We start from the raw sequence: 26,595 nt of genomic DNA, 5'->3' as shown, positions 1-26,595 counted from the left end.
CGGACACCCGGGCGGCACAATCGATCAAGAATGCATCAAGAATCGATCAAGGGGCCGCTCAGCGCGGGCCGAGCGTCCAGCGCGGCCCCTGGGGGCCGTCCTCGATGGTCAGCCCGGACTGGTTGAGCTGGTCGCGGATGGCGTCCGCGGTCGCCCAGTCCTTGCGGCCGCGCGCCGCCTCCCGCTGGTCGAGGACCATGCGGACGAGGGTGTCGACGACGCCGTGCAGGTCTTCGCCCCGGTCGTTCTCCCCGGCCCAGTGCGGGTCGAGGGGGTCCAGGCCGAGGACGCCGAGCATGGCGCGCACCTCGGCGAGGCGGGCCACGGCGGCTTCCTTGTCGTCGGCGGCGAGGGCGGAGTTGCCCTGCCGGACGGTGGTGTGCACGATGGCCAGCGCCTGCGGGACACCCAGGTCGTCGTCCATCGCCTCGGCGAAGGCGGGCGGCACCTCGGCGGCGGGCTCGACGACGCCCCCGGCCTTCTCGACGACGCGCTGCACGAAGCCCTCGATCCGCGCGAACGCCGACTCGGCCTCGCGCAGGGCCTCCTCGCTGTACTCGATCATCGAGCGGTAGTGCGGGGTGCCCAGGTAGTAGCGCAGCACGATCGGGCGCCACTGCTTGACCATCTCGGAGACCAGCACGCTGTTCCCGAGCGACTTGGACATCTTCTCGCCGCTCATGGTGACCCAGGCGTTGTGCACCCAGTACCGCGCGAACTCGTCGCCGTAGGCCTTCGCCTGGGCGATCTCGTTCTCGTGGTGGGGGAAGATCAGGTCCAGGCCGCCGCCGTGGATGTCGAAGGCGGAGCCCAGGTACTTGTGGGCCATCGCCGAGCACTCCAGGTGCCAGCCGGGACGGCCGCGGCCCCACGGGGTCTCCCAGTCGGGCTCGCCCGGCTTGGTGGCCTTCCACATCGCGAAGTCACGCGGGTCGCGCTTGCCGGTGATGCCTTCCTCGGTCGGCTGGCGCAGGTCGTCGATGTCCTGGTTGGACAGCGCCAGATAGCCGGGGAAGGAACGCACGTCGAAGTAGACGCTGCCGTCGGCCTCGTAGGCGTGGCCGCGCTCGATGAGCCCGCGCATCATCTCGATCATCTCGGGGACATGCCCGGTGGCCCGCGGCTCGTACGTCGGCGGGAGGCAGCCGAGGGCGCGGTAGCCGTCCTCGAACGCCCGCTCGTTCTCGTACCCGATGGACCACCAGGGGCGGCCCTGTTCACGGGACTTGACGATGATCTTGTCGTCGATGTCGGTGACGTTGCGGATGAACGTGACGTCGTAGCCGCGGTGGGCGAACCAGCGGCGCATGATGTCGAAGTTCAGGCCGGAGCGGATGTGCCCGATGTGCGGGGCCGCCTGCACGGTGGCACCACACAGGTAGATCGAGACACAACCCGGCGTGAGCGGGGCGAAGTCACGAATCTGCCGGGCGCTGGTGTCGTACAGGCGAATGGTCACCACTCCAGGGTAGTGGGCGTGGGCGAGTGCCCGACACCTTCCACCGGTTTGGCCGTGCGGTGTCCGGCGGCCGGTGGGGACACGCGGTTCACGCCCCCGCGACCGGACTTCGGCCCCGGAACCGGACTTCGTCCCGGAACCGGGCTTCGTTCCCCTACGACCGCGTCCTCAGCCGTGTCGCACCACCAGCGCCGTCGCCACCGCCATCAGACCCTCGTCCCGGCCGGGGAAACCCAGCCCGTCCGTCGTGGCGCCCGACACCGACACCGGGGCTCCCGCCGCCTCGGAGAGGATCTTCTGTGCCTCGTCGCGGCGTTTGCCGATCTTGGGGCGGGGGCCGACGACCTGGACGGCGACGTTGCCGATGACGAAGCCGGCCGCGCGGACGATCCGGGCCGCCTCCGCCAGGAGCGTCACGCCCGAGGCGCCGGACCATTCGGGGCGACCCGTGCCGAAGTGCTGCCCGAGGTCACCGAGTCCGGCGGCGGAGAACAGCGCGTTGCACGCGGCGTGCGCGACGACGTCCGCGTCGGAGTGACCGGCCAGGCCCGGCCCCTCGCCCTCCCACTTCAGGCCCGCGCACCACAGTTCGCGGCCCTCCTCGAAGGCGTGGATGTCGGTGCCGATGCCGACCTGGGGCAGCACCGGCGGCACCGGGGTGGCCTCAGTAGCCATCGTTGAGCCTCCTGCGGGCGAGGACCGCCTCCGCGAGGACCAGGTCCAGCGGGCGGGTGACCTTGAAGGCCTCCTCGTGGCCGGGGACGACCACGACGGTCAGGCCGAGCCGCTCCACCATGCCGGCGTCGTCGGTGACCTCGTCGGTGACCGTCTCGTGGGCGCGCACGAGAGTGGCCCGGTCGAAGCCCTGCGGCGTCTGCACGGCCCGCAGCCGCGCCCGCTCGGGCGTGGCGACGACCGGTTCGGGCCCGCCGGGCACCGCGGCCGGTTCGACCTCCTTGACGGTGTCGGCGAGCGGCAGCGCCGGTACGACCGCCGGGGCGCCCTCGCGGACGGCCTCGATCACGGCGTCGACGGTGTCGACGGGCACGAGCGGCCGGGCGGCGTCGTGCACGAGGACGATGTCGTGACCGGGCGGCAGCGCGTCCAGGCCGAGCTTCACCGACTCCTGGCGGGTCTCACCGCCGGGGACGACGACGAAGTCGGTGCGGTCGGGCAGCGCGTGCGCGTCGAGCAGTGACCTGACCTCGGCGGCGCCGTCCGGCGGGGCCACGACGACCACGAGGGAGACGGCACGGGAGGCGGCGAGGGCGCGCACCGCGTGGATCAGCATGGGGGTCCCGCCCAGCGTGCGGAGCGCCTTGGGGGCGCCCGGACCGAGGCGTACGCCCCGGCCGGCGGCCGGGATCACCGCGGCCGTGCGTACGAGGGCGGGGGCGGGAAGCGAATCGTCAGACATCGGTTCCTGTCAGGTTTGTGTGCTCGGCCTACGTGGGTACGGAGACAGCGTGCCTGGCTCGACGCCTTGACCGGACCCTTCCGTGACCCCGGTCGAGGCAACAAGCGGCCCGAGCCCGGCACGCGAGGACTTCGGTGGCTGCTTCCGCTTCGGGGGGCTGCTTGCGAGGTGAACACGCACCGGCCTGCGTATAGGTATACGCGGCGCAGGTGTACGCGCGGGCATACGCGTCGGCGTCCGGGCATGAACATGCCGCAGCGCCCGGCGACGGGGAAACGTCATCGGGCACCGCGGCATTTTCACTGCGCTGAGCGAGCTGAGCTGAGGCCGGCAGGTCTCGGCGTCAGGACGCGAGGACCTCGTCGAGGAGCGCCTCGGCCTTGTCCTCGTTCGTGTTCTCCGCGAGCGCGAGCTCACTCACCAGAATCTGGCGGGCCTTGGCGAGCATGCGCTTCTCACCGGCGGAGAGTCCGCGCTCACGCTCACGACGCCACAGGTCACGCACGACTTCCGCGACCTTGATGACATCGCCGGAGGCGAGCTTCTCCAGATTTGCCTTGTAACGACGCGACCAGTTCGTGGGCTCCTCGGCATACGGCGCGCGCAGCACCTCGAAGACCCGGTCCAGCCCGTCCTGACCGACCACATCACGCACGCCCACGAACTCCGCATTGTCCGCTGGCACACGTACCGTCAGGTCACCCTGGGCGACCTTCAGCACCAAGTAGGTCTTGTCCACGCCTTTGATCTGGCGAGTTTCGATGGCCTCGATCAGCGCGGCCCCGTGATGGGGATAGACCACGGTGTCGCCAACCTTGAACGTCATGTGACAGGTACCCCTTCCGTGGCTATCCAGAGTAACACGGAAACTGCGGGTTCTGAATGGCGTTTTCGCAGGTCAGGGCATATCTCGGGGCTTGACAACAGCAACAGGAACGTGCTGCGACCGGGTGGTGGAACCAGGTATTCGCAGGTCGGAGCGGCTCTCCATGGGGGGTGAAACACGCACGTCACACGCGTCCGGAGGCCCCTTCGAGCGCCCGAACATCCCCAAATGTCCGCTTCCAGGCGTGCGACTTCCGCTACTCCGTTCGGTGCCCGGAGTCGGATCCTGGCCGTTTCCGGAATTGATCACACAGTCGGCCGAACAGGCGGTGATCAATTCCCGCGACGGCCGCGCATTCCTTCACGGAAAATCCGCGGGGCCCGGTGAGCGGCGCTTATGTGAATGCACGACTACGTGCCGGCGATCGGCGTCCAGGGGACCGGCGGAAGCCAATGTGACTCACGGGTCACTTGTGGTTCCGAGGCGCTGCAGGGTCTCTGCCGAGACACTTGTGCCCGGTGTGACAAGGCACGTCTCGCGGCGACCGATCAGGGCCCGGATCGCCGGAGAGGCGGGTCGGGTGCGGTGGCGTGGGACCGGCTCGGTAACCTAAGGCCGCTGACAGACCCTTAGGGCGGCTTGATCCAAGGAGAGCTGCCCCTGCGTTCCCAAGGAGTTGCCGCCGCCGTGAGCAGCAGCCTTCGACGCGGCGCCCTCGCCGCGTCCGCCCTCGTGTTCTCGATCGCCACGCTCGCCGCGTGCGGAGCCGGCAACGATGCCCAGACGCTGGAGATCAAGCCCGACAACGCCGCCACGAGTGTCGGCGACATCAAGCTCCAGAACGTCGTCGTCATCACCCAGCCCGACCCGGAGTCCACGGGACCCGCCGCGATCGCCGCGACCGTCTTCAACAACGGCAGCGAGCCGCAGACGCTGGACTCCATCACCGTGGACGGCGTCGACGGCCCCGCCGAGATCAAGCCCGCCAAGGGGGGCGGCAAGCTGACCGTCCCGGCCGGCGGCTCGGTCGTCATCGGCGGCAAGAACAACGCCACCGCCAGCCTCTCCAGCAGCGGTGAGGCGATGCAGGACGGCAACGCCCAGAAGGTCACCTTCACCTTCAGCGAGACCGGCGAGATCAGCCTGCGCGCCTTCGTCGTGCCCGCCGAGCACTACTTCGCCGAGTGGGGCCCCACCGACGTCCCGAGCGCCTCTGCGGAGACCGGCTCCGAGTCGCCGTCCGCCGGCGAGTCGGCCTCCGAGACGCCGGGTGGCGAGGGTGCCGAGGGCGCGGGCACGACCGAGGGCGCTTCCCCGAGCGACACGGCCTCCGCGAGCGCCTCAGAGTCGGAGACGGCCGGCCACTGAGCGCCGTACGCCTCTGACGTACGCACGTACGCACGTACGACGAAGGGGCGGCACCCCCCGCGCGGGGTGCCGCCCCTCTGTCGTACGTGCGCACACCCCAAGGCATACGGCTCGAACTTGTCACCGAGGCCGCGCACCGTGACCAGGTACCGGGGGGCACCGGGGTCGGGCTCGAGCACCCTCCCCGACGCACCCCTCACACCGCCGCGCGGGCTTCGGCGGGCTGCGCCGGGCTCCGCCCGCCGGCCCCGGCCAGGTCGGTCTACGGCTCGAACTTGTAACCGAGGCCGCGCACCGTGACCAGGTACCGGGGGGCACCGGGGTCGGGCTCGATCTTTGCGCGCAGGCGTTTGACGTGGACGTCGAGGGTCTTGGTGTCGCCGACGTAGTCGGCACCCCAGACGCGGTCGATGAGCTGCATGCGGGTCAGGACGCGGCCCGCGTTGCGCAGCAGCATCTCCAGGAGGTCGAACTCCTTGAGGGGGAGGTCGACCTTGGAGCCGGAGACCGTGACGACGTGACGGTCGACGTCCATACGGACCGGGCCGGCCTCCAGGGCCGCCGGGGTGACCTCCTCGGGCTCGCCGCGGCGGCGGAGCACCGCGCGGATGCGGGCCACCAGTTCGCGGGAGGAGAACGGCTTGGTGACGTAGTCGTCGGCTCCTATTTCGAGGCCGACCACCTTGTCGATCTCGCTGTCCTTGGCCGTCACCATGATCACGGGGACGTTGGAGCGGCCGCGCAGCTGGCGGCAGACCTCCGTGCCGGGCAGGCCCGGCAGCATGAGGTCGAGAAGCACGAGGTCGGCGCCGTTGCGCTCGAACTCGTCGAGTCCATCGGGACCTGTGGTCGCGACAGCGACCTCGAAGCCCTCCTTGCGGAGCATGTACGACAGGGCGTCGGAGAAGGACTCCTCGTCCTCGACGACGAGCACTCGGGTCACGGAAGGACCTCCGGGGCGGAAAGCGTCTGGTACGCGGCTGAATCGGGGGGTGAAGCATGGGGGGTGCCGGCGGCGGACCCGCCCTCCACGTCGTCGTCGAGGTCGGAGTGCTGCTGGGCGCGGTCACGGGCGGCGCCCGCCTCCGGCAGTCGCAGCGTGAACGTGGAGCCCTGTCCCTCTGCGCTCCACACCGTGACCTCCCCGCCGTGCGAGGCGGCCACGTGTTTGACGATCGCCAGCCCGAGGCCCGTACCGCCGGTGGCACGGGAGCGGGCGGGGTCGACTCGGTAGAAGCGCTCGAAGATACGCTCCTTGTCCTTGTCCGAGATGCCGATGCCCTGGTCGGTCACGGCGATCTCGATCAGCTCCCCGCCATGCATGGTCACCCGGCGGGCGGCTATGCCGACGCGGGTGCGGGCGGGGGAGTAGTTGACGGCGTTCTCGACCAGGTTTCCGAGGGCCGCGGCCAGCTGACCACGATTGCCCCAGATCCGCAGGTCGGCGGTGCCGCCCGCCCGCCGCCCGCCATCACCCTGCTCGAGCCCTTCGGAGGCCCCAAGGTTCGCGGCCATGGTGATCTGCTTGGCGCCGGCCTGGTGCCGGCAGCGGTCGACGGCCTCGGCGACGAGTTCGTCGACGCGGACCGGTTCGGCGTCCTCCAGCGGATCGTCGTTCTGGACCCGGGAGAGGTCGATGAGTTCCTGGACCAGGTTGGTCAGGCGGGTCGCCTCGATCTGCATCCGGCCGGCGAAGCGCTCCACCGCCTCGGGGTCTTCGGAAGCGTCCATGACAGCTTCGGAGAGCAGGGAGAGGGCACCGACCGGGGTCTTCAGCTCGTGGCTGACGTTCGCGACGAAGTCGCGGCGGACGGCCTCGATGCGTCGGGCCTCGGTGAGGTCCTCGACGAGCAGGAGGACGAGCCGGGAGCCCAGCGGGGCCACCCGGGCCGACACCGCGAGGGCTTCGCCCCGGCCGGTGCCGCGCCGGGGCAGGTCCAGCTCCACCTGGCGTATCTCTCCGTCGCGTCTGGTGTCCCGGGCCATCTGGAGCATCGGTTCGACGGCCAGCTTGCCGCCGCGGACCAGCCCGAGGGCGTACGCGGCGGAGCTCGCCTTGACGACGGCGTCGGCCTCGTCGAGGACGACGGCCGAGGAGCGGAGCACGGACAGAACGGTGTCCACGCCCGGCGGAAGCACGGGATCGGTGTGCAAGGAGGTCCTGGTGGGTCGGTTCTGGTCGCGTTCGCTCCAACGGAACGCCAGCATGGCGATCACGCCGGTGAGCACCCCGGCGATCGCTGCCGCTGCGGCGACCGCCGCGTTCACGTCCATGCCCCCAGGTTAGGCATGCGCCACGTCGTGGCCACAGCCATCGAGGTGCGACCTCGAACACTCGTCGCCCAGAGTTCACCTTGGAGCCAGGGGTGGTTCATTTGAGGGGACGGAAACCGACGCGTACGGGGCGGAGCGTGGCACCGTGGGGTTCGCAGCGCCGGTTCCATGGCCGGTCCCGGCCCCCGGAACCCCCGAAGAACCACGTACGAGAGGGAACCCTGATGCGGGACGCGTACCACGAGGAACTGGACTCCATCGGCGACGGTCTGGTGGAGATGGCCCGGCTGGTGGGGTCGGCGATCGGGCGCGCCACGACCGCCATGCTCGATGCCGATCTGAAGCTGGCCGAGAGCGTGATCGAGGCCGACAAGAAGGTCGATGAACTTCAGCACGACCTCGAGGCGCGGGCCATAGCGCTGCTCGCGCGCCAGCAGCCGGTGGCGACCGACCTGCGCATCGTCGTCACGTCGCTGCGCATGTCGGCCGACCTGGAGCGCTCCGGCGACCTCGCCCAGCACGTGGCGAAGCTGGCCCGGCTGCGTTTCCCCGAGCGGGCGGTGCCGCACGACCTGCACGCCACCATCCTGGAGATGGGGCAGCTCGCGCAGCGTCTGATGGCCAAGGCGGCCGAGGTGATCATCACCAAGGACGTCGACCTCGCGCTCCAGCTGGAGACCGACGACGACGAGATGGACCTGCTGCACCGCACGCTCTTCCAGCACCTGATCGACGACCGCTGGAAGCACGGCATCGAGACGGCGGTGGACGTGACGCTGCTCGGCCGCTACTACGAGCGCTTCGCCGACCACGCGGTGGCGGTCGCCAAGCGCGTCGTGTTCCTGGTGACGGGCGAACACGCGGACAACCTCCAGCAGGACCTGCCGACGGAGATCCAGCCGGTGACGGGGCCGGAGGGGGCGTAGTCCGTCGCCGGTGCCGGGGCGGAGGCGTGGTTCGTCCCCTCCGGGACGGGCCGGGGGCGCCTCGGAGCCTCCGTGCGCCGTTGATGCGCCCGCCCGGACGGGCATGAAATGGGCACAGGCGCTCCTGTCTCCAGGCCTCCAGGAGGAACCCATGGCCGAAGCCCCCAGCAAGCCCGACCCCACCCAGGAACGCCCGACCGAGCAGCCCGCCGAGATCAGAAGCCTGCCCATGGTCGCGGCGTGCGGCTGCGGCTCGGGCTGCGGCTGCGGCTGCCAGTCGGGCAACCCCTGCCAGTGCGGCTGAGACGTTACGCCGAGAGGGGCCGGACGCGGGTCGCGTCGGGCCCCTCTTGTCACGGCGCATCCCCCTGCCGCGCGAACCCGTGCACACGGGCGCAGCATGGAGAAAGCAACCGCAACCGCAGGCAGGGTCCGGCGTGGCGTGCCTGCTGGAGAAAGGGGATGCGGTCATGACCAGGTTCATGGACGTCCACCACGGCATGAAGGGCATCACCGCCGACCAGCTCCACCAGGCCCACCAGGCCGACCTCGCGATCGAGTCGGAAGAGGGCGTGCACTTCGAGCGCGCCTGGGCGGACCCGGAGTCCGGCACCGTCTACTGCCTCTCCGAGGCCCCCTCCGCGGACGCGGTCCAACGCATCCACGAACGCGCGGGCCACAAGGCGGACGAGGTCCACGCGGTGCCGCTGTCGGTATGAGCGGCAGAGCGCACGTGCCCCGCGTGGATGAACGAGTGAGCTACAACGAGTGAGCTACGACTGAGGGCTCGTACGCTCCGGGCGCAGCAGAAGGGCGTGGAGGACGATGGGCGACGAGTACTTCTTGGACGAGTACTTCTCATTGGTGTGCGACGACGTGCCCCACGACGTGGTGCTCACCGACCCTGGTGTCCGTGTGATCGACGTCGCCCGAGCCGTGCGCCGACTGACCGGACTGAGCCTCTGGCACAGCAGGGTTCTGGCGACGCGGACACCCGCCGTGGTTCTCGACGGAGTGCCGCGGGGCGGCGCCGAGGCAGCGGTCGCGGCACTCCGCGATGTGGGAGCCGCGGCAGAAGCAAGGGAACAGCCGCCGCCGGACTTCCTCAGACCCTGACGACAGCGCGTCGAGCGGCTCCCGGCCCATGGACGGCCCTGCCCCATCGGTAAGCCCCCGCCCCGCGAAGAACTCGCGGGGCGGGGGCTTACCGGCGTCGGGCCTACTTCTTCTTGCCCTGGGTCTTGTCGGGGATCTTGGTGAGCTGGGTTTTTGCTGGTCAGGGGCGGTGGGCTCGTGGGCATGGTGGTCGTCGTTGGTCGTCATTGGCTACTGTCGAGCGGCCTCGGACGGCCCAGGGACGGCCCGGCGGGATCACATGAACAGCGTCAACTGACGGACGCGGCCCGCCACTGCACGGTGACGCACCCCTCTTCCATGTCCCACCACTCCTTGGCAACACCGTGCTTCAGCAGCCTTTGCACCTTGGTGAGGTCGGCGGTGGGCGGAACGTCCAGGGCGACCATGCCGAACTGTTCTATGCCCTCGCCGTCGACGCCGAGTTCGCGGAATGCGTTGATCACACTTTGCCGCGCGGCTCCCGAGCCGCTGTCACGGAACAGGATGAGGCGGATGGTGCAGTTCTCCGAACGCCGAACCACTTCGCCGGCCCAGTGCACGCCTTCTTCGTCGGGCTCGGTGGCCACGACGTCCCCGCACGCGATGCCTCGAACGAACCAGGGGATGTTGTCGAGCCGCACGGTGCCATCGCCCTGGTCGACAGTCCACAGGCTCTCCACCGACGCCGGAGGCCAGTCGCCTTCGACCTCAAGCCGAAAGTGCACCTTCACGTACGGGCCTTCGGGGTTCGTCATGGTGCCCAGGATGCACAGTCCTGCCACGCCGACCGCAGGTGGGTGACCGACGACGTCTGCTTCGGTACAGGTTTGTCAGTGCGTCAGCCGACGAAAGCCAGCCACGACGGCGGGTGCGCCGACCGATCAGGCGCGCGTGTGTCTCGCTGCACCCCCACCGGCCTCAACCACGCTGCCGGTGGCGTCGACCAGAGCAAGCCGCACGAGCCGGGGCGTACGGAGCCGGTGTCGCCTGGTCCAGGCTCTCAGCTTGGAAAGCTGCGCCGGGTTAGGGCGCTGACCTGAGCGGACGGCAAGGGTGCAGCCTCACCAGCATTGGCTGCTTTCACCCTGATCCCCCGCTGTTCTTCGCTGGATCTGGTGCGCGCTCCGAGCGCTGGCCAGCTGGCGCGTACTGAGCCCTGGAGAGGCAGTTCCCGAGACAGCGGAGTCGACGTTGGGTTTAAATAGCCAGATGGTCAAGAAGTCGCTCATTAACTTGCGGGACCTCTTCAATCTCGTCCGACTGTACGCGCACGCTAGGCTCACAGGACGAACGAAGCGGTGGCTCTTTCCGAGTACGCATAAGTCTCGTCGCAAGTGGGCCATAAGGGGCGTGGTAATTGCAGCTATCCTTGGTCTGTATATCCTCATGCAGGTTGGATTTATGACTAATTTTACGCATCGAGTGAACGCTTCAATTGGGGTAGACCTCGAGCGTCTTGCTCCGGACGCAAAAGCTGCGGCTCAGGGGCAGCTCAGATTGGCATTGATCCAGTCAATTGCTGCAGCAGGAGCTGCTTTTGCGCTAATTTACACGGCGCGAAATTATCAACTGACCAGACGTGGTCAGGTGACTGACCGATTCACTAAGGCCCTTGAGCGTCTCAGTTCAGATAAGCAATATGTGCGAATTGGTGGAGTTTTGGCACTTGAGCAAATTCTGCACGACGCCCCGGACCAGAGCCAAGACGCCCAGACTGTTCTACAAAATTTCCTGCTTGAGCACACTCCGAGGGCAGGAGATGAGTGGGCAGAGACTCCGGAGCCGGGCGAATCGATGGCACCTGAAGTGCAGACTGCTCTAAACGCACTCGGAAAGGCGTCGCGTTATGCCGCGCTCCGGGTGCGGCTAGAGGGCCGGTCTCTTGTATCGCTAGACTTCCGCAGACTGGACTTGATGAGTGCGGACTTCAATAGATCTGACCTCAGAGGATCCGATATGGAGAAAGCACATCTCTGGGGCGTGAACATGAATTCCGCGGATCTTCGGCGGTGCGATATGAGGGGCGCGGTATTTGTCACGGCGTCTTTCCGTAAAGCGCAACTGCAGTATGCTCGAACAGAAAATGCATGCTTCGCTTACGCATTCATGAAATACGCTAGATTTACAGACGTTGGAGATGACTGGGCGACACGGGAAGTCGACTTCCGTCATGCCACGCTTACGGCATCCCGCATGGAGGGTATGCGCTTTATGGATTGTGATTTCCGGCACGCCGATCTAAGTGGCGCCAGCCTTCAGGGCGCAGTGCTCAGCAATTGCCAACTCAACAAGGCGAATCTCAGCGGGGCGAACTTCTGCGGTGCGGACCTAAGTAGCGTGAAAGGGCTAAAGCGCCGCCAAATAGCCTCTGCTAAGACGGATGAGGAGACGCGCCTGCCTGCCGATCTATTGTAAGGAGTGGCGGCCTACTCAACCCGTACTTGCGTAGGAAAAGAAGGCCTAGCGGGCAGCCTCAAGGTGACTGATACTCGCCGAATATGTCTTGCATATGAAGTAAAAGCGACGCAATTTATGCTGGGTTCTGCGTGTCGTCGTCAGTGTCCATGGTGTCTGTGTCCGGCGGCCACGGCCGACGACCAACGCTCTTTTCAACTGTGTTGGTAATGCCAGGGGTCTTGAACGGGGCCGTTCACCTGCGTTCATGTGCGGCTACGCTTCCCGCCGTAAACGGCGCTGAAACAGAAGTAAACCGAGACGGATGGCGGGCCAACTTTAGCCGTCGCTGGGAGCAATTTCCCGCCAGATGCGCATGCAGGTTGGTGAGTCCTTCACGAGCCCGACGACGGCTCCGAACGTTCGCCCATCGGAGTGCCGGAACAAGAACTCATGCGTGCGTTGCCCGATGTCTGTCTCAGCTCTTAGGGCGGTCAGTTCGTCAGATGGCACGCTGTACTGAGTCGCGATTCTGGACCGGGCTACCTGAGAGGCGTTCTCCTCGGAGATGGCGTTGCCCCAATCATCACCGTTGGCCCGCTCACGGAGCTTTCTGAACACGTCTCTGACGGCCGTATCGATCGCCATGGCGCTCAACCCCCCTAGGCCTCCCGAAGCGATACTTAGCACGAACTCGGCGGACGAGCCTGAGGCTCCCCAGTTGAAGACGCTTTGACGACTTCGCAGGCTGCTCATAGCCGGGTACTCGTCCCCGGCAAGCCATGTGAGTGTTTCCAACTCGCTCACGACGTCCTCGACGGGAACGTCGAGTGAGTCAAGGGAAATGATCCAGGACGTTTCAGGTTCGACGCTGGGATGGTCGGTGAGGTTGACGATCACTGTGGTTGTAGAGGGCGTCATGCATACCTGTTTCGCTGCTCGGCCGACGCTGAAGCGGCAGCCTAGCCAACACTCGAAGGTCGGCGGAGCGGTTTTGGGTTGCAGCCGCTTTGGGGCGAGTGATCATGGCCCCGTAAGCTTCCGGCGGGTCGGGCAGTCTGTGGACCTACCCGTCAAAGCACGACGTTGGGGCCATGATCTTAGAGGCTCGTCCAAGAGCGGCTGCCTTAGAGCCGTGGAGCCGACCGCCCGAGTCCCAGAGGGTGTCTCCCCACTTCATGCCCGCTGCCGCTAGCGCGCCGCCGGGCGGGGCCGCCGCTGGCGAAGACAGGGCGGCGGCCCCGCCCGGCGACGCGCGCCCGCGCTTGCGCGGGCCTTGAACCCGTAGAGAAAGTTGTAACTCAGTCTGTTCGGTGGGGCTTGAAGTCCTGTGCGCAGGCAGGAAGTTCGCCCTTCTCGCGGTGTGCGAGTGGCAGATAGAACACTGGTCGGATCGTCCACGTGATGCGTGTGTCGGCGTGGGTCACTGAGACTGTGCAGGGCTCGGAGCGCAGCAAGGCTCGTCGTGTCTCGATGCGGCCGTCGTACAGCCAGTGCCATGCCTCGTTCGAGGCGTCCGCGTCGAGGGCCGGTGAGATCGTGCGGAGGGTGACTGCCACCCAACGGTCAGCCTGGGGCGCCGAGTAGGCATCGAAGGACGCCCGTAACGCCGGCGCTTCCCCCTCGCTGAGGTCTTCCGTCCAGCACTCGCACCAGTAGCCGCGTCGGAGTTCCTTCGTCAGCACGGGTGGCCTCCTGGCTGGGTGTCGGTGAACAGTTCCGCGGTGACGGTGTGGCCGTGGTCGCTGTCGTGGACGACGACCCGGTGGGCGATCGCGCTGACCATTCCCAAACCCCGGCCGTGCTCGGCGTCCTGGTCCTGGTCGTGCTCGGCCTTCGGGGCCGTGCCGGTGCCTCCGTCGTCCGTCACCGAGACCGCGACCACCTGCGCCGAGACGGCGACGGCCAGGTGGAAGCTGCCGAACGCCTGGCCGCTGGCCGTGTGGAGGATCGCGTTCGCGCTCAGCTCGCTCACGATCAGCTCGGCGTCCTCGGCTAAAGGGGAACCGCGCAGGATGTCGCGGGTCCAGCGGCGGGCTCTGCTGACCTCTTCGGGGAAACCTGGGCAAGACAGGCCCCAGACCCGCGCTGTACTCGTATACTCGTGCATACAAGTTCCTTTATGCTGGTAGGCCGCCATGTGCAGCGGGTTCGGGCTAGACGAGTTTCACGCCGTCGTGGGCGCGAATGGCCGGCGGAGACGCCGCGTCCAATGCGTCGATGACGCGGATCGCGTACGCCTCGTCAGCGAGTTCGGAGACTTCTTCACGGGCAGCCCAGCGCAGGGCGCGGGTCTCGTCGCCCGTGGTGGGCGTGCCGTCGGCCGCTTCGCAGCGGAAGACCAGCGAGACGATCAATCCCGTCATGTTCTTGTAGACCCCGGTGAGAGTCGCGGGAAGTGCGATCTTGACGCCGGTCTCTTCGAGCACTTCGCGCTGAAGGGCTTCGGGAATGGTCTCCTCGCGTTCGAGGATGCCGCCCGGTGGTTCCCAGTGGCCGTTGTCGCGGCGCTGGATCAGGAGGGCCCGGCCCTGGTCGTCGACGACGACCCCGGCCACGCTCACGGAGTGCGGGCGTTCTGTGCTCACGTTCCTCGGCCCTCTCGGATGGCTAGGCTCTCCACCGTAGCAACAACACTCGCCCATTCGTCTAGATACCTAAAGGAGTACACGTGAGCCCTCTTTCTTCGGGCCTGCTCGGTGATCTCGACCCCACGAGCGATCGTGCGGTCTTCCGGCAGATCGCCGACCAGCTGCGTGACGCCATCGACCGTGGGCGATTCCGGGAGGGCGAGAAGCTCCCCTCGGAAGCCGAGCTGGTGGACCACTACGGCGTATCCCGCATGACGGTCCGCAACTCCTTCTCCATCCTCCAGGGCGAGGGCCTGGTCCACGCCGAGCACGGCAAGGGTGTCTACGTCCGACCACGGCCCCCCGTGCGACGTCTCGCCTCTGACCGGTTCGCCCGTCGGCACCGGGAACAGGGGAAGTCCGCGTTCATCGTCGAGGCGGACGCCGCCGGCAGCCATCCGCAGGTCGACAGCCTTGAGGTCAAGGAAGAGAAGGCCAGTCAGGACATCTCCACCCGGCTCGGGTCCGTACGGCGGGTTCTCGCCCGTCGGCGCCGATACCTCCTAGACGGACGGCCGGTCGAGTTCGCGACCTCCTATCTCCCGCTCGACATTGCCCGCGGAACGCCGATTGCCGAACCCAACCCTGGTCCTGGTGGCATCTACGCCCGTCTCGAAGAGCTGGGCCACCGCCTCGACCACTTCGAGGAGGAGATCCGCGCCCGGATGCCCTCACCCACCGAGGTGAAGACGCTCCACCTCGCGGCCGGCGTGCCCGTGATCCATCTGGTCCGGACCGCCTTCGACACCGAGGGGCGACCGGTCGAGGTCTGCGACACGGTCATGGCGGCCGACGCCTACGTCCTGGCGTACCAACTCCCGGCCACGTGACCTCGTGAACGACGGTGGCGGTACAGCGCTATACGGTCGGCTCGTCCTCCACCTCTCCAGCGGGCGGCGTGAACATGTGGCCGATGTTGTTCCACATGAAGCCTTCTCGCCAGTCAGGCTTGTCAGCGGCCCAACCGAGGAGCGCGTGCAGGACCTTGTCTTGCGAGACGGTCTGCGTCTGGAAGTGCTCGGCGGCGACACCTTCGCGGTATTCCAGCTGGTAGGTGTTGTTGTCGCGGAACAGGACCTGGATGTACCAGTCTCCGACACGGTCCTCGTCCTGCCGCTCAAGCACCATGTGCTCGTTGCCGCGTCGCAGCTTGGCGAGCATCGTCCCGATGGCCGGCTTCGAGGGGCGCTTCACCACGTGGCCCCGGCCGTTAGTCGCGATCAGCATGGGCAGATTCTGACCGAAGGGTCTGACAGTGCGCGCGGACGCTTCTACGAACTCGTACACCCCAACACGCTTACTCGTATAGACGAGTGGGCAAGTTGTGTGGCAGGGTGATCGCCGTGAGCCCGAGAGATCGGATTCGCAGATCGCATCTTGTATAGACGAGTAGATAGGGACGTCACCTTGCGCACCATCCGTGTTGAGACCTCCGCCGCGACCATCCTCCTGACGGAGGCCCCGGAGCCGAAGGTCCGCGACCGTCAGACCGGCGAGATCGCCAAGGACGCCGTCAGCGGCGAGGCGCTGATGACCATCGGCGTCGTGTACATCGAGGACGGCGAGTCCTCGCTCATCAAGGTCACCATCCCGGAAGGCGGTGTCTCCGAGGGACTGAACCTCGGTGCTCCGGTCTCGCTGCCGGGGCTCATCGCCCGGCCGTGGGAGTCCGTGTTCAACGGACAGCAGCGTCACGGCATCGCCTACCGCGCCGCCGCTGTCACCCCGGCCGCCTTCCCGGCCGCCATGGGAGCCTCGGCCTGATGTCCGACCTGACGACACTTCTGGAGGTGGGTGGTCCTGTCGCCGCGTTCGGCGGCGGGGCTGCCTATGCCCGGGCCAACCACCCGGGTCTCTACTGGTCTGCGGTCGGCGGTCCGATATCCACCGTCCGCCTCCTCAGCTCGTACGCCTCGGTCATGGAAGCCTGCGGCCTGACCGTCGCCCCCTCCCGACTGCGGACCCTCGCCGTCAAAGCCAGCACCCGCCGCGAGGTGCGGCCCGTACCGCCCCGCCGGGGCATCATCCGGCCCACCACCACCGGCTTACGGCTCCGGCTCCGCCTCGCTCCGGGGCAGGAACCCGCCGACGTCGCCGCCTCGGCCGAACGGCTGCGGCACGCCTGGGGCGTCCACGCCGTCTACGTCAGCACCGTCAAGCCGGGCGTCGTCGAGTTGCGGCTCGTCGGCTTCGATGTCCTGCGCGAGGTTCGGATGCCCCGCAAGGTCGAGGGCGGCTTCCTCAAGGTGCCGGTCGCGCTGCGGGAGGACGCCATGCCGTTCGTACGCGACTACCGGGCCGTGCCCCATCAACTCACCCTCGGCGCGACGCTGTCGGGCAAGTCCATGTACCTCCGGCACCTGGTGGCCGGGCTCGCCCGTCAGGACGTCGCTCTCGTCGGCGTCGACTGCAAGCGCGGGGTCGAGCTGGCTCCGTTCGCCTCGCGGCTCTCGGCTCTGGCCACGGATCCGGACGAAGCCGCCGAGCTGCTGCCCGTCCTGGTCAAGGAAATGGAGGACCGGTACGACCTGATCAAGGCCAGGCAAGGCATCGCCCCCGATCTCCCCGACGAAGAGGTCACCTCCGACATCTGGGGCCTGCCCGAGGGCGAAAGGCCCGTGCCCATCGTCCTGTTCGTCGACGAGGTGGCCGAGCTCTTCCTCACCGCCACCCGCAAGGATGAGGAACGGCGCGACGAGATGGTCACTCAGCTCATCCGGCTCGCCCAGCTCGGCCGCGCGGCCGGCATCTACCTGGAGGTGTGCGGGCAGCGCTTCGGCGCTGAGCTGGGCAAGGGCGCAACCATGCTCCGGGCCCAGTTGACCGGCCGCGTCTGCCACCGCGTGAATGACGAAGCCTCCGCGAAGATGGCCCTCGGCGACATCGCGCCGGAAGCGGTGCTCGCCGCCTGCGCCATTGCCCCTGAGCGTCCCGGTCTCGCCGTCGCGGGCGACACCTCCGGCGGCTGGTCCCGCATCCGCACCGCCTACCTCTCCCTCGGCGACGCTGCCGACGTCTGCCGGGAGACCGCCCACCTGGTACCCAACCTGCCCGCGCTGAAGCCCTTCCGGCCCGACGTCCCCGTACGGCCCGTCGAGACCTCGGCCCCCGTCGTCGAGCCCCATCCCGCCATCGGCTGACAGCCCCCGCTCCCACGGTCGGCGTGACCGCCTCGCGCCGTGTCCCTACCCCTGCCATGCCTGATCCCGGAAGGAGGCGCCATGCGCGCCCAGCTGGCTCGCGTCGACGCGGTCCTCGTACAGGCGCTCATCGCCGCCGCGCTGTCCTTCGCGCACATTCACGACGTCGCCGTGGCGGCCGGACAGGACGGTTGGAAAGCCTGGGCCTACCCCGTCTCCGTCGACCTGCTTCTCGTCGCCGCCTGGCGTCGACTGCGCTCCGGCTCGGCCAAGGGTGCGGCCTGGTGCTGGTTCGTCATCGCGCTCGCCGCATCCCTGGGCGCGAACATCGCCACGGCCGGCCTGCTAGACCTCGGCAACGTCCCGGCCTGGCTGCGCATCCTCGTCGCGGGCTGGCCCGCCGTCGCCTTCCTCGGCGGAACGCTCCTCGCCCACTCGGCACCCAAGACGGCCGACGACGTCGAGGTCATCGAGGACCAGGAGGACGAGCCCGAACCCGAACCGCCCGCCCCACCCGCCATCGAGACCCCGCCGGAACCCCCGACTGTCCCGGTCCCGGCCGCCCTCATCGACCACGCCCGCAAGGTCGCCGCCGAACACCACACCCGAACCGGCACCCCCATGGACGTCACCACCCTGCGCGCCCGGCTCGGCGTCCCGGCGCCCATGGCCGAAGCCATCGCCGCCCACCTCTAAGGGAGCTCTGATGACCGCCAACCGCCGCTTCCGCAACGTCACCCGCATCGGCCCCGTGCAGGTCGGCACCGCCTACGACCACCGCGGCCGCGAGAAACACACCGCCGCCTGCACCGCCCCGCGCTGCAACTTCTCCGCCGACTACGACAGCCGCGCCGCCGCCGAACTCGCTGCCCGCACCCACCGCTGCCCTGTCCGCTGAAAGGACCTCGTACCCCGTGACCGTCAGCCTTCCGCTCGTCGTCGTCCTTGGCTTCTTCGCCTGGGGAGCGGTCAAGTACCTCGGCGTCCGCACCTGGATCGTCGTCCTGATCGCGCTCTTCGGCTTCTGGCTCTCGCACACCTTCCTCGCCCCCGCCCTCGAATCCGGCACGCGCTCCGGCGTGGATGTCATAAACGGCTCACATGACTAGACGAGTAGATAAGGAGAGTTCCGCCGTGTTCCTGCCCAAGTACCCGGACAACCCCACCCCGCCGCCCGCGCACACCCACACCCCGACCGACCCGGCCCCCGTCCCGGTCCGGCGCTCGCTCCCGTCGGTGTCCATCGATCAGAAGACGGTCGCGGCCGTGCTCGTCGGCGGAGTCGTCCTCACCGCGATTCTGGCCGCCGTCGCCATCACGGCCATCTCGGTCGCCGTCGCCGCCGTGGTCCTGCGCTCCCTGCTCCGCGACCACCACCGCCGCTGACCTGCGGCCAGACCTCCGGGGCGGCGCGACACAGCCACGTACCCGCCGCCCCGGCGGCCCACCCCTCCCGAAGTGCCCGTCAGAAGGAGAACCGTCATCTTCGCCCGCGCCACCCCGCCCCCTCTCCCGGAACTCAGCAACCTCGCCGCAGGCGGCTCCCTGCCCGGTATCCTCCGGCAGCTCTCCGGCCTCGGCGGCTGCACCCACCCGATCCGCCTCGACGGCCACCGCACCGAATACGACGTCGACACCGTCACCGGCGAGATCGGCCGCGTTCTTCATCGCCTCGACTCGGGCGACCTCCCGGCCGGCCAACTCCTCGTCCGCTGCAACAACCGCCGTACGACCCGCTGCCCGGCCTGCTCGGAGGTCTACCGTCGCGACACCTTCCAGCTGATCACTGCCGGACTACGCGGCGGCAAGGGCACACCGGAACACGTCGCCACCCACCCCCGTGTCTTCGCCACCTTCACCGCCCCCGGCTTCGGCCCGGTCCACAACCGCCGCACCGACGGCCGCCCCTGCCGCTGCGGCACCCAGCACGACCAGGAGGACGAGGCGCTCGGCACCCCACTGAACCCGGACACCTACGACTACGAGGCCGCCATCCTGTGGAACGCGCACGCCGGTCCCCTCTGGCGCCGCTTCTCGACGTACGTCCGCCGGGAGGTCGCCAAGCGGGCGGGCCTCTCACAGCGCCGTCTCCGCGACCATGCCCGCGTCTCCTTCGCCAAGGTCGCGGAGTACCAGAAGCGCGGTGCGGTTCACTTCCACGCCGTCATACGGCTCGACGGCCCGACCGGCGGCGACACCCCGCCCCCGGCGTGGGCGACCGCCGAGCTGCTCACCGACGCCATCGGCGCTGCCGCAACCAAGGTCCGCGTCGACGGACCCACCATCGACGGCCGGGCCCACACCTTCACCTTCGGCCACCAACTCGACGTCCGCACCATCCGTTCCGCCGACTTCGACCGCGGCCAGGAGCTGACCGAACGGGCCGTGGCCGCGTACATCGCCAAGTACGCCACCAAGGGCGCCGAGACCGCCACGGGAGCTCTCGACCGCCCGCTAAAGTTCGCCGCCGAACTCGCCCAGTTCGACATCAGCGAACACGCCCGCCGCCTCATCCGGACCGCGTGGGCCCTGGGCGCACGCAAAGACCTCGAACACCTCCGCCTGCGGGCCTGGGCGCACATGCTCGGCTTCCGCGGCCACTTCTCCACCAAGTCCCGCCGCTACTCCACCACCCTCGGCGCGCTCCGCACCGCCCGCGCCGAATGGCGACGAGCACAGACAGCAGCGAACGAACAAGCACCCGAGACGACGTACGTCCTCGCGCACTGGGTCTTCGCCGGAACTGGCCTCTCCGACGCCGAAGCCTGGCTGGCCGCGTCCATCGAACCCGCCCCTGGAACCGAAGGAGAACCCACCCGTGGCTAACCGACGCCTCGCCCTGGTCGACGTGGCCACCGAGCCGCGTCCCCTGCCCACGCGGTACCTGACACCTGACGACCTGGTGGAGATGTTCGAGCTGCCCAGCGTCGAGACGGTCTACCAGTGGCGACGCAAGCGCACCGGGCCCCGTGGCTTCCGTGTCGGCCGGCATCTGCGCTTCGACCCGGCAGACGTGCGGGCCTGGGTGGACTCCCAGCGTGAGCGGGCGGCTGCCTGATGGCCGGGCACATCCAAGACCGCTGGTACAAGACAGAGGTCGGTCCGGACGGCAAGACCCGCAGAGTGAGGAGCGAGCGCTATGGCTCGGGCGCGCGCTACCGCGCGCGGTACGTCGGCCCGGACGGTACGGAGAAGTCCAAGAGCTTCCCCGACAGACAGAAGCGGCTTGCTGATCAGTGGCTCGCCCACACCGAGGCGGACATGGCCCGCGGGCAGTACATCGACCCTCGTGCCGCTCGGGTCACCTTCCAGCAGTACGCCGAGACATGGGTATCCACCCAGGGAGCCGACCCGAACACCCAGGCTTCGATGGAGTCGCAACTTCGGCTGCACGCCTTCCCGTACTTGGGATCGCGCCCGCTCGGCTCCTTCCAGCCTGCGCACATCCGTGACTGGGTGCGGCAGCTGAGCGAGAACGGCATCCAGGGCTCATACGCCCGCACCATCTACTCCAACGTGCGTGCCGCCCTCAGTGCGGCCGTGGACGACGGACACCTTCCCCGGAATCCGTGTGCGGCTCGCTCCGTCCGGCCACCGGTCGTGGACGACAGGCGCGTCACTCCCTGGACACCGGAACGGGTCTTCGCTGTCCAGGCCGGCATGCCCGAGCGGTTCCGGGCCATGGTCGACCTGGGCGGCGGCTGCGGTCTGCGCCAGGGCGAGATCCTCGGCGTGGCCGTCGACGCGATCGACTTCGAGTCGGACACGTTGCATGTGGTCCAGCAGCTCAAGCTGAGCCGAAGCAAGGCCGTCTTTGCCCCGCCCAAGGGTGGCAAGCTCCGGGACGTGCCGCTTCCTGGGCCGGTCGCTGATGCCCTGCGGGCCCATATGAAGCGGTTCCCGCCGGTCGACATCACCTTGCCGTGGAAGGTGGCGGACGGGCCTCCAGTGACCAAGCGGCTGATCTTCACCGGGCCACGCGGAGGTCATGTCTGGCGGACGTCGCTCAACGAGGAGGCGTGGAAGCGGGCACTGGCTTCGGCCGGGGTGATCCCCGAGCGGAAGCCGGGCGAGCCGTACGCCGAGTCCCGCGAGAACGGCATGCACGCGCTCCGGCACTTCTATGCCTCGGTGCTCCTGGACGCCGGGGAGAACATCAAGGCTCTCGCGGAGTACCTCGGCCACTCCGACCCTGGCCTGACGCTCCGGGTGTACGCGCACCTCATGCCCTCCAGCCAGGAACGTACGCGAAAGGCAATCGCTCAGGCATACGAAGAATTCGATGCGTAGATCTGGGCCATACCCCCTGGAAGCTCTAGAAGAGAGCCTCAACGCTTCCTTTCTCCCTCGGGAGGGAATCTTTCTGGCTAGCAAGAAAGCTAGCTGGCTAGCGGAAAGCGTGCAATCAGTGACGGGAAGTCTCCCTCACGAGGGAGACTTCCCGTCGTTCACCGGATGGAACGATTCGTTCCATCCATGGAATATCCGGCTGCCGAGGAACGCCTCATGGATGTCAGAACACTTGAGGTAACGTCAGGGACTCTCAGATCACTCCAGGGAGCCCCAACGAGCGGCAGGGGGCACAGAGAAGATGCCGGAAGCTAGCGGAAACTTGCGGAAACTAGAGAGAGCCATGAAGCCCCCGGAAAGCCTCACTGTCCCAGTTCCGTAGACGAACTGTCTACGGAACAGGGACGGCACCCGCATTCCAGCTGCACGTTTGTGGGACGGGTGGCTGCTATGGGAGAGTTCCAGCGCATGAGAATGCCGCCCGGACAGGGGCGGCATTCGTTTCCAATTCCGCGTTCGGAAGCCGTAACCAGGAACCGACCACAGAAGGAGGCAATATGGTCCCACGCGCAGGTGTCAGTGTCGACATCTGTCCCCGCGACTTGCCGATGGCGCTCATCGGCACAGCCGGCGGCGCGCTCGCCCTCTGGGCCGACACGCCCGCCGAGATCGCCGTCCCCGTGGCGCTGCTGATCGTCCTCGACATCCGGGTCCGTCGCTGGCGCCGCCCCACCTGACGGCCCAGAGACGGCCCAGCCCCATTAAAAAGCCCCCGCCCTGCCAAGAAACAGCAGGTCGGGGGCTTACCGGTGTCGCGTTACTTCTTCTTGCCCTGGGTCTGAGGGGCCCGTTTTTCGGCCCTGGTCAGCGGGCCGCATACCCCAACTGACCTGCGGTCGGGGGGTCGTCATCTGTCGTCATCTGTCGTCCTCGGTCATCCTCGGAGGGCCCAGTGAGGGCCCAGTGAGGGCCCGGCAGGGGATTGTTCTGCCCTGCCTGGGCTTTGACTGCTCACCAAGTAGCGGCTCGCAAGCAGGACCAGCACGACGTGACCCTCGCTCCACCGGTGACACGCAGGCGAGCCCACAACCTCAACTTCTCCTCTGAAATCAACTGTTCGCGGTTGCTTTTGCCTGAAATGGGCCAAGCTCCTGCCATGAAGCAGAAGTTGAAACCGATCGCGCTTACCAGCTTGCTCACCTTGGTGGCTATCGGCTACGTCCTGTTGCTGTGGCGCGGCCCCTGGTGGATTGACGGCGCCCACCTCCGCACTAAGAACCTTCAGCCAGCCGACGGTGTGGTCATCACCGGCTTCCGAACCATGCTGGTGGCCGTTGGTGCCGGAGCCCTGGCTGCATTTGGCCTGCGCTACACACACAAGGGCCATAAGCAGACCGAGGCCCTATTTCAGCACACCCAGGACAAGGATCGCGAACAGGCGGAGTTGACCCGTGAGGGCCAGGTAACCGATCGCTACGTGGAAGCCATCAAGCTATTGGGTTCGGAGAACGTTACCCAACGACTAGGTGGGGTCTTTGCATTGGAACGCATTATGCGCGATTCGGCAAAGGATCACGCTTTGGTGGTGCAGGTTCTTGCTGGCTTTATCCGGCAGCACGCCAGCCAACCCTTGCCGAGTCTCGTGGGAATGTCGGCCCGATTTCAGCGCGGACCTCTGGGCGAGGAGGTCCAAGCGGCCCTCACGGTTCTAGGTAGGCGACCAATAAGGAAGGAGTCATTCGAGATTGATCTGCGCAGCGTGCACCTTGTCAACGCACACCTATTCAAAGCCAATTTTGCCGCCTTCGACCTCAGAGAGACCGACTTGTCCGGCGCCTACCTGTTGGAGGCGAACTTGGCGGGAGCCGAGTTGGAGGGCGCGCAGCTTAGTGACGCGTATCTTGTAGGGGCGCAAATGAACGGAGCTCTAATGGCGAGGGCTGATCTGAGCGGGGCTGACCTTTCCCAGGCCAACCTGTCACATGCGCAGATGTACGGTGCCACCCTAATTCGGGCTGCAATGCAGGGAGCCGATTTGTCCTCCGCAGACCTCAGCCGAGCAGATATGACCGGAGCAAGCCTACACGGGGCAAAGTTGACAAACACCTACTTCATCGAGACCAAGCTCGATCGGGCTCATCTTGGGGAGGCCCAAGATTGTACGATTCAAACGCTGCTGGGCGCGGATCTACGATCAACAACTACTTTGCCCACTCGACTTGCCGATGCGCCCGAGCTGGAGGAACGCATCCAGTTCTGCGAGACGGAAACCGCCAAGAAACCAAGAAACGGTATCGGACAACAACACCCCTGAGGCGGGTCAGCCATATGACCGCCCAGACAATACTCAGCGGCAAGGGCCGCCATGGGGCTGGCGGGCCCGTTTTCGCCCCTGGTTAGAGATAGGCACACCCCAACGACCTGCGGTGGCACCGTCGTTATGGTCGTTGCCTGTCGTCGTCGCTCGCCTTCAGAGGGTCAAGAAAGGGCCCGGCAGTGTCTCCCCGGATCCTTACCCACGAAGAGGAGCAGCCCCCGCCGCGCCCGTGTTGATGTCGGGATGTCAGGGAGTCATCCCCCTTTTATGGTCAAGGCCACCGCTGTTCCGCGCTTCAGCCGTTTGATGCGGCAGTTCGAGAAGCGTACTCGCGCCTCCGTGCTCGCCATGAGAGCCAATGGGCAGGAGGTCATGCGGCAGAGCGACCTCACCCGCTGGACGCTGCGCAAGCCAGCCAGAACGCCTGTGGGACGGCGCCTCTGTGCGTACGTACTTGAAGCCCAAACGTTCGTAGTAAGCGTGCAGGCCCGTGTTCGTGCGCCACGTGTCGATACGCACCCAGCTCCGGCCTTCCATCGCTGCGAGGCGGGACATCCAATCAATGATCCGTGCGCCGAGGTGCCGGCCGGACGCTTCGCGCGCCACCATCAGCTTGTACAGGTACAGAGCCAACTCTGGGCGGTCGTCGTCCTTCCAGAAGTCACGGTCGACGGGGCCGCGACTGACAGTCGCAAGCACCTTGTCCCGCTCACCGACGACGACCCATGCACGTCCCTCATCTATGCTCGCGCGCCATTTGGTGATGGCTCTTTCGCCGGTCTCAGGGTCGCTCCACTGGTCCGTGCCTTTGGCGCGCAACCACCCCTCCGCCTCTGCTCGCAAGGCCAAGAGGGCGGGTACATCCTCCGCCGCTGCGGGGCGGAGGTACTCAGTCCGTGCTGACTTCATAGAGGATTCTGTGCCTATCTCCGGGGAGGATGGTGACCATGCAGCGGAGGGGCCGATCGTCCGCGTCATAGCCCGTTCGGGTGTGCTCTGCGATGGGTGTTGCCGCAGGTAGAGCAAGCAGTTCAGCCTCCGGGCGGGTCGGCATGCGCACTGAGATTTCATCCACGTACTTGGCTTGGACGAGTCCCACCGAGGCCAAGATGCCGCCCGGTGCGGAGACGTCTCGGGGCTCCATCAAAGGCGTGCCGCTCACGAGTTCCTGAGGGAAGTACGAGTCGGCGAGCGCGTACGGCCGGTTGTCTATGTACCGAACGCGCTTACGTGCCACGGCCAAACCGTCTGCCGGGAGTTCGAGTCGCTCGCGGACGTGAGATGGGGGCTCGACGATCGACACCGTGATGTCTTGGCGGGGGGCGTTCCCGTTTTCCTGAATCACGCTCGCCCACTGGTCGCCGGCGGTTCGTCCTTCGACCGCGTTGGCATGGCGACTCCGACTCTCCAGCGTCGTCCAGTTCCACACGACGGGGGCGTAGTCCTCACGGACGTACTTCCCTTGTCCCTGCCCCGTGACGACTAGTCCTTCCTCGATCAGGAGGCGGACACCGGAGCGGATGGTTTCGCGGCTGTAGCCGTACTGGCTCATCATCTTGGACTCGCTTGGGAGCGCCTGCCCCCCGCTCAGCGCCCCAGACAGGATCTGTTCGCGCAGGTCATAGGCAATTTCCTGAGCCTTCGTCATACCGCGTCGCACTGGCAAGACTTCCCCTCTGCTCCGACTCCTCCGTACAAGTTAGACCAGGGGGCTTGACTCTCCAAGTCCGGCTCGGGCAGTCTTCTGCCAAGGCACTCCTCCAGACAAGCCAGACGGGGTGTCACGTACAGCATTGCCATACAGCGCCCGGAGGAAAGTCCCCGCAAGGGGGCGAGTACGAAGGCAGCGTCCGTTTGCTTGAGAACTCAACAGAGTGCCGACCCAGCCACCTGAACACGGGTGGTCGATGGGTGCGGGTCACCATCCCGACCGCCCATGTCGGGCCGGGTGACCTGCCCGGTTCCGCCCCTCGGGGCGGTGCTGGCATCGCGTGATCTGACATCCGCAGAACATTGCGCGGCACCTGCCGCGCCTCAAGTTCTCAACTTTTCGCCGTGCTCGCTGCGGCGGCCGGTTGCCTCCGCTGCACGTCTCGCACGTGCAGCGGAGGGGAGCCGGAACGGGCCGGATCCGAAACCGAGGGGGAGAACCTCGTGCCGAAGTACAGCTTCACCGCCGAAGAACTCGCCGACACCCTGACCCCTGGGGAGATCACGAGCGCGACCGGCACGTTGAGCGCATCCTCGCCGCAAGCCGCCGAGAAAGCGGTCGAGCGCAGCTTGCGCAGCAGGGGATACGAGCCGATCGGCAACATCACGATCACCCAGAGCTAGGCATACCTGCCTGCCCCCACCTACACCCGATAGACGGCGCGAGCCCCCGGAGCAGCCACTCCGGGGGCTCTGTTCGGGCCGTTTCACCTGCTAGGGAGACCACG

33 protein-coding genes are annotated in these 26,595 nt (G+C 67.3%); 19 read left to right on the top strand and 14 right to left on the bottom strand.

Annotated features, from left to right (window positions below):
- Positions 1-58: 58 nt before the first annotated feature.
- The 4 genes from cysS to ACFWJX_RS03660 all read right to left on the bottom strand — a co-directional run bounded on the left by cysS (position 59) and on the right by ACFWJX_RS03660 (position 3,702).
- Entirely contained in the window at positions 59-1,459 is a 1,401-nt protein-coding gene (gene cysS, locus ACFWJX_RS03675; protein ID WP_383236288.1) for a cysteine--tRNA ligase, read from the bottom strand.
- Between the two features lie 168 nt (positions 1,460-1,627).
- Positions 1,628-2,134, bottom strand: a complete 507-nt coding sequence (gene ispF, locus ACFWJX_RS03670; RefSeq protein WP_383236285.1) for a 2-C-methyl-D-erythritol 2,4-cyclodiphosphate synthase — start codon at positions 2,132-2,134, stop codon at positions 1,628-1,630.
- Positions 2,124-2,876: a 2-C-methyl-D-erythritol 4-phosphate cytidylyltransferase gene (ispD, locus tag ACFWJX_RS03665; protein WP_383236282.1), complete on the bottom strand. Its 753-nt coding sequence runs from the start codon at positions 2,874-2,876 to the stop codon at positions 2,124-2,126. The genes ispF and ispD overlap by 11 nt, the downstream gene beginning before the upstream one ends.
- A gap of 343 nt (positions 2,877-3,219) precedes the next feature.
- Positions 3,220-3,702 carry a CarD family transcriptional regulator gene (locus ACFWJX_RS03660; protein WP_003953493.1) on the bottom strand — a complete coding sequence of 161 codons (483 nt, stop codon included), beginning with the start codon at positions 3,700-3,702 and terminating at the stop codon, positions 3,220-3,222.
- Between the two features lie 687 nt (positions 3,703-4,389).
- On the opposite strand from ACFWJX_RS03660, the gene ACFWJX_RS03655 reads away from it, so the two are divergent.
- A complete protein-coding gene (locus ACFWJX_RS03655) occupies positions 4,390-5,070 on the top strand; it encodes a DUF461 domain-containing protein (protein WP_383236278.1) in 681 nt (226 codons plus the stop codon).
- 262 nt (positions 5,071-5,332) lie between these two features.
- Here ACFWJX_RS03655 and ACFWJX_RS03650 read toward each other — a convergent pair whose 3' ends face one another.
- Positions 5,333-6,013 carry a response regulator transcription factor gene (locus ACFWJX_RS03650; protein ID WP_015659563.1) on the bottom strand — a complete coding sequence of 227 codons (681 nt, stop codon included), beginning with the start codon at positions 6,011-6,013 and terminating at the stop codon, positions 5,333-5,335.
- Positions 6,010-7,344: a sensor histidine kinase gene (locus ACFWJX_RS03645; protein ID WP_383236274.1), complete on the bottom strand. Its 1,335-nt coding sequence runs from the start codon at positions 7,342-7,344 to the stop codon at positions 6,010-6,012. Before ACFWJX_RS03645 ends, ACFWJX_RS03650 begins: the two co-directional genes overlap by 4 nt.
- A 224-nt stretch (positions 7,345-7,568) precedes the next feature.
- On the opposite strand from ACFWJX_RS03645, the gene phoU reads away from it, so the two are divergent.
- The 4 genes from phoU to ACFWJX_RS03625 all read left to right on the top strand — a co-directional run bounded on the left by phoU (position 7,569) and on the right by ACFWJX_RS03625 (position 9,386).
- Positions 7,569-8,270, top strand: a complete 702-nt coding sequence (gene phoU, locus ACFWJX_RS03640; protein ID WP_383236271.1) for a phosphate signaling complex protein PhoU — start codon at positions 7,569-7,571, stop codon at positions 8,268-8,270.
- A 151-nt stretch (positions 8,271-8,421) separates the two neighbouring features.
- A complete protein-coding gene (locus ACFWJX_RS03635; protein ID WP_170109914.1) occupies positions 8,422-8,574 on the top strand; it encodes a hypothetical protein in 153 nt (50 codons plus the stop codon).
- A 166-nt stretch (positions 8,575-8,740) separates the two neighbouring features.
- Entirely contained in the window at positions 8,741-8,989 is a 249-nt protein-coding gene (locus tag ACFWJX_RS03630; RefSeq protein ID WP_383236267.1) for an SCO4226 family nickel-binding protein, read from the top strand.
- A 106-nt stretch (positions 8,990-9,095) separates the two neighbouring features.
- Positions 9,096-9,386 carry a ribosomal protein L7/L12 gene (locus ACFWJX_RS03625; protein ID WP_383236265.1) on the top strand — a complete coding sequence of 97 codons (291 nt, stop codon included), beginning with the start codon at positions 9,096-9,098 and terminating at the stop codon, positions 9,384-9,386.
- A 269-nt stretch (positions 9,387-9,655) separates the two neighbouring features.
- Here ACFWJX_RS03625 and ACFWJX_RS03620 read toward each other — a convergent pair whose 3' ends face one another.
- Positions 9,656-10,141, bottom strand: coding sequence for a DUF4265 domain-containing protein (locus ACFWJX_RS03620; protein WP_383236262.1), 486 nt, complete (start codon positions 10,139-10,141; stop codon positions 9,656-9,658).
- Between the two features lie 595 nt (positions 10,142-10,736).
- Between ACFWJX_RS03620 and ACFWJX_RS03615 the strand changes: the two genes are divergently transcribed.
- Positions 10,737-11,801 (top strand): pentapeptide repeat-containing protein, encoded by a 1,065-nt coding sequence (locus ACFWJX_RS03615; RefSeq protein ID WP_383236260.1) that lies wholly within the window; start codon positions 10,737-10,739, stop codon positions 11,799-11,801.
- Positions 11,802-12,119: 318 nt separating this feature from the next.
- Here the strand turns inward: ACFWJX_RS03615 and ACFWJX_RS03610 are convergent, their stop codons facing one another.
- The 4 genes from ACFWJX_RS03610 to ACFWJX_RS03595 all read right to left on the bottom strand — a co-directional run bounded on the left by ACFWJX_RS03610 (position 12,120) and on the right by ACFWJX_RS03595 (position 14,344).
- Positions 12,120-12,680 (bottom strand): hypothetical protein, encoded by a 561-nt coding sequence (locus ACFWJX_RS03610; RefSeq protein WP_383236257.1) that lies wholly within the window; start codon positions 12,678-12,680, stop codon positions 12,120-12,122.
- Between the two features lie 401 nt (positions 12,681-13,081).
- The gene (locus ACFWJX_RS03605) at positions 13,082-13,465 is read right to left on the bottom strand and encodes a hypothetical protein (RefSeq protein ID WP_383236254.1); all 384 of its coding nucleotides are present in this window, start codon (positions 13,463-13,465) and stop codon (positions 13,082-13,084) included.
- Positions 13,459-13,890: an ATP-binding protein gene (locus tag ACFWJX_RS03600; protein WP_383236252.1), complete on the bottom strand. Its 432-nt coding sequence runs from the start codon at positions 13,888-13,890 to the stop codon at positions 13,459-13,461. Before ACFWJX_RS03600 ends, ACFWJX_RS03605 begins: the two co-directional genes overlap by 7 nt.
- A 46-nt stretch (positions 13,891-13,936) precedes the next feature.
- Positions 13,937-14,344, bottom strand: coding sequence for an NUDIX hydrolase (locus ACFWJX_RS03595; protein ID WP_383236249.1), 408 nt, complete (start codon positions 14,342-14,344; stop codon positions 13,937-13,939).
- Between the two features lie 107 nt (positions 14,345-14,451).
- Between ACFWJX_RS03595 and ACFWJX_RS03590 the strand changes: the two genes are divergently transcribed.
- Entirely contained in the window at positions 14,452-15,240 is a 789-nt protein-coding gene (locus tag ACFWJX_RS03590; RefSeq protein WP_383236246.1) for a GntR family transcriptional regulator, read from the top strand.
- Between the two features lie 28 nt (positions 15,241-15,268).
- On the opposite strand, the gene ACFWJX_RS03585 is transcribed toward ACFWJX_RS03590, so the two are convergent.
- Positions 15,269-15,637 (bottom strand): hypothetical protein, encoded by a 369-nt coding sequence (locus ACFWJX_RS03585; protein WP_383236243.1) that lies wholly within the window; start codon positions 15,635-15,637, stop codon positions 15,269-15,271.
- Between the two features lie 180 nt (positions 15,638-15,817).
- Here ACFWJX_RS03585 and ACFWJX_RS03580 point away from each other — a divergent pair, with 180 nt between their 5' ends.
- From ACFWJX_RS03580 to ACFWJX_RS03530, 11 genes are all read left to right on the top strand, one after another.
- The gene (locus ACFWJX_RS03580; protein ID WP_150471638.1) at positions 15,818-16,174 is read left to right on the top strand and encodes a hypothetical protein; all 357 of its coding nucleotides are present in this window, start codon (positions 15,818-15,820) and stop codon (positions 16,172-16,174) included.
- Positions 16,174-17,550, top strand: coding sequence for an FtsK/SpoIIIE domain-containing protein (locus ACFWJX_RS03575; protein ID WP_383236240.1), 1,377 nt, complete (start codon positions 16,174-16,176; stop codon positions 17,548-17,550). Before ACFWJX_RS03580 ends, ACFWJX_RS03575 begins: the two co-directional genes overlap by 1 nt.
- Before the next feature lie 81 nt (positions 17,551-17,631).
- A complete protein-coding gene (locus tag ACFWJX_RS03570) occupies positions 17,632-18,246 on the top strand; it encodes a DUF2637 domain-containing protein (RefSeq protein WP_383236237.1) in 615 nt (204 codons plus the stop codon).
- A gap of 10 nt (positions 18,247-18,256) precedes the next feature.
- Entirely contained in the window at positions 18,257-18,448 is a 192-nt protein-coding gene (locus ACFWJX_RS03565) for a mobile element transfer protein (RefSeq protein ID WP_010985414.1), read from the top strand.
- 16 nt (positions 18,449-18,464) lie between these two features.
- A complete protein-coding gene (locus ACFWJX_RS03560) occupies positions 18,465-18,659 on the top strand; it encodes a hypothetical protein (protein ID WP_383236233.1) in 195 nt (64 codons plus the stop codon).
- Between the two features lie 25 nt (positions 18,660-18,684).
- Positions 18,685-18,936 carry a SpdD protein gene (locus ACFWJX_RS03555; RefSeq protein ID WP_383236231.1) on the top strand — a complete coding sequence of 84 codons (252 nt, stop codon included), beginning with the start codon at positions 18,685-18,687 and terminating at the stop codon, positions 18,934-18,936.
- 159 nt (positions 18,937-19,095) lie between these two features.
- On the top strand, positions 19,096-20,376 hold the full coding sequence (locus ACFWJX_RS03550) for a replication initiator (protein ID WP_383237322.1): 1,281 nt from the start codon (positions 19,096-19,098) through the stop codon (positions 20,374-20,376).
- Positions 20,369-20,608, top strand: coding sequence for an AlpA family transcriptional regulator (locus ACFWJX_RS03545; protein ID WP_086769715.1), 240 nt, complete (start codon positions 20,369-20,371; stop codon positions 20,606-20,608). The genes ACFWJX_RS03550 and ACFWJX_RS03545 overlap by 8 nt, the downstream gene beginning before the upstream one ends.
- Positions 20,608-21,840 (top strand): tyrosine-type recombinase/integrase, encoded by a 1,233-nt coding sequence (locus ACFWJX_RS03540; RefSeq protein WP_383236227.1) that lies wholly within the window; start codon positions 20,608-20,610, stop codon positions 21,838-21,840. Before ACFWJX_RS03545 ends, ACFWJX_RS03540 begins: the two co-directional genes overlap by 1 nt.
- Positions 21,841-22,397: 557 nt before the next feature.
- Complete coding sequence (locus ACFWJX_RS03535; protein ID WP_319257256.1) at positions 22,398-22,577, top strand: hypothetical protein; 180 nt, start codon at positions 22,398-22,400, stop codon at positions 22,575-22,577.
- Positions 22,578-22,996: 419 nt separating this feature from the next.
- Positions 22,997-24,154, top strand: a complete 1,158-nt coding sequence (locus ACFWJX_RS03530; RefSeq protein ID WP_383236220.1) for a pentapeptide repeat-containing protein — start codon at positions 22,997-22,999, stop codon at positions 24,152-24,154.
- Positions 24,155-24,403: 249 nt separating this feature from the next.
- On the opposite strand, the gene ACFWJX_RS03525 is transcribed toward ACFWJX_RS03530, so the two are convergent.
- On the bottom strand, positions 24,404-25,066 hold the full coding sequence (locus ACFWJX_RS03525) for a GNAT family N-acetyltransferase (RefSeq protein WP_383236217.1): 663 nt from the start codon (positions 25,064-25,066) through the stop codon (positions 24,404-24,406).
- Complete coding sequence (locus tag ACFWJX_RS03520) at positions 25,047-25,805, bottom strand: GntR family transcriptional regulator (protein WP_383236214.1); 759 nt, start codon at positions 25,803-25,805, stop codon at positions 25,047-25,049. Before ACFWJX_RS03520 ends, ACFWJX_RS03525 begins: the two co-directional genes overlap by 20 nt.
- A 506-nt stretch (positions 25,806-26,311) precedes the next feature.
- Between ACFWJX_RS03520 and ACFWJX_RS03515 the strand changes: the two genes are divergently transcribed.
- Positions 26,312-26,491: a hypothetical protein gene (locus ACFWJX_RS03515; RefSeq protein WP_383236211.1), complete on the top strand. Its 180-nt coding sequence runs from the start codon at positions 26,312-26,314 to the stop codon at positions 26,489-26,491.
- Positions 26,492-26,595: the final 104 nt, after the last annotated feature.

The organism is Streptomyces sp. NPDC058335, assembly GCF_042723915.1.
In the GTDB taxonomy this organism is placed as follows: Bacteria; Actinomycetota; Actinomycetes; order Streptomycetales; family Streptomycetaceae; genus Streptomyces.
Note: the sequence above shows the minus strand (reverse complement) of the source record. Positions and strands in the feature narration are given on the sequence as shown.